The 1,740-nt window shown below is 74.1% G+C and carries 3 protein-coding genes; all 3 read left to right on the top strand.

What is annotated here, in order from left to right; all coding sequences use genetic code 11:
- Positions 1 to 314 (top strand): GNAT family N-acetyltransferase (locus OZN99_RS31050; RefSeq protein ID WP_333779793.1); only part of this gene is annotated, 314 nt, incomplete at its 5' end.
- An 88-nt stretch (positions 315 to 402) separates the two neighbouring features.
- Entirely contained in the window at positions 403 to 1,416 is a 1,014-nt protein-coding gene (locus OZN99_RS31045) for a Bug family tripartite tricarboxylate transporter substrate binding protein (protein ID WP_270939058.1), read from the top strand.
- Positions 1,413 to 1,740, top strand: a 328-nt coding sequence (locus OZN99_RS31040) for a hypothetical protein (RefSeq protein WP_270939057.1), incomplete at its 3' end; no start/stop codon positions are given. The genes OZN99_RS31045 and OZN99_RS31040, both read left to right, overlap by 4 nt.

The raw sequence follows: 1,740 nt of genomic DNA, 5'->3' as shown, positions 1-1,740 counted from the left end.
GCCTGCCGGCGGCGGCCTGGGTGGCCGAGGATGGCAGCGGCTTCGCGCTGGGCCGCGACGGCGTGCGCGCACCGCAGATCGGGCCGGTCGTGGCGAAGGATCCGGACACCGCGCTGGCGCTGCTCGCCGCGGCGCAGCGCGCGATCGGCGGCCCGGCGATCCTCGATCTGGCGGACGACGCCGCATCGGTGATCGCCGCGGTGGACCGCGCGGGAGGCGAGCGGCTGCGCCCCTTCACCCGCATGGTGCGCGGGGCCGCGCCGCCCGGCCTCACCGCACGCCTGGTCGCGATGGCCGGGCCGGAGTTCGGCTGACGCTGTTCGGTTGACGCTGTTTTCCGCTCGCAGCACCATCCGCGGTAACCGGCGGGTTACGTCGGCCGCAAAGGGGAAGGACGACGAGATGAGCACCACGCGCAGGACCCTGATGGCCGCGACCGCGGCAACCCTCGCCCTGCCCGCGCTGCCGCGCGCGCAGGGCGCGGCCTGGCGGCCGGACCGGCCGGTGACGATCATCGTGCCCTGGGCGGCGGGCGGCTCCACCGACCAGATGGCGCGCATCGTCGCCGCCGAGCTGGAAGCGGCGCTCGGCCAGCGCTTCGTGGTGGTGAACCAGCCCGGCGCTTCGGGTTCCATCGGCACGCGCAACGCGCTGGAAGCGGCGAAGGACGGCATGACCTGGGCCGCCGGCGCGGCGGTCGATGTCGGCTGCTACAAGGTGCTCGGGCTGCTGGACACGCAGCTGCAGGACTGGAACCTGTTCTTCGCGGTGGCCAACGTGAACATCCTGGTGGCCAATCCGCAGGCCGGCATCCGCGACTTCGGCGCGGCGATGGAAGCCTTCCGCGCGCGCGGCGCGAGCCTGGCCGTGGCGACAGCGGGCGTCAGCTCCGCCGGGCACAACATGATGTCCGCGGTGCGCGCGGCCACCAACATCCAGTATCGCCACGCCACCTATGATGGCGGCAACCCCGCGATGATCGCGACCGTCAGCGGCGAGACGCCGCTGGGCGCGGTGCTGCTGGTGGAAGCGGCGGAGATGATCCGCGCGCGCCGCCTGATCCCGCTGGCGGTGCAGGCCGAGCAGCCGGTGACGCTGCAGGGCCATGGCGAGATCCCCTCGGTGCGCCGCTGGCTGCCGAACATGCCGGCGCCGCTGAACTACTTCGGCGTCTGGTGCCCGAAGGGCGTGCCGCAGACCGTGGTGGACACCGTCACGCAGGTGTGGCGCGAGAAGATCGCCAACAGCCAGCGCCTGAAGGACTACGCCGCGCAGCGCGCCGCGCTGTTCACGCCGATCAGCGGGCAGGAGGCCTTCGACGAGGCGTGGAAGATGGTGCGCCAGACCGCGTGGCTCTACTTCGACGGCGGCACCGCGCGCGTCAGCCCCGACACGCTGGGGATCCAGCGGCTTTGACGGAACGCGCCGTGGAGGAGGGCGCGCATTCGCCCTTCTCCGGCGACCGCGCGCCGCTGCCGCCGCGGGCCGACCTCTACACCGCGGCGGTGCTGCTGGCCTTCGGGCTGGGCGTGGTGGCGCTGGCGCTGCGCATGCCGACCTTCGTGGAGCAGTCGCATACGGGCCTGACCGCACCCGGCATCGTGCCGGGCTTCCACGGCGCGGTGGTGGCGGTGCTGGCCATCCTGCTGGGGCTGCGCGCCATCCGCCGCGGCGCGCTGCGGCCCTCGCACGGCCATGCGCGCGCGCTGGCGCCCGGCGACGGGCGGCGGCTGCTGACGG

The sequence above is a fragment of the Falsiroseomonas oryzae genome, assembly GCF_027856955.1.
Classification (GTDB): Bacteria; Pseudomonadota; Alphaproteobacteria; order Acetobacterales; family Acetobacteraceae; genus Falsiroseomonas; species Falsiroseomonas oryzae.
Note: the sequence above shows the minus strand (reverse complement) of the source record. Positions and strands in the feature narration are given on the sequence as shown.

What these genes read in the sequence shown, in the direction of transcription:
- OZN99_RS31045 (WP_270939058.1), top strand. Translation starts at nt 403, where the DNA reads ATGAGCACCACGCGCAGGACCCTGATGGCCGCGACCGCGGCAACCCTC.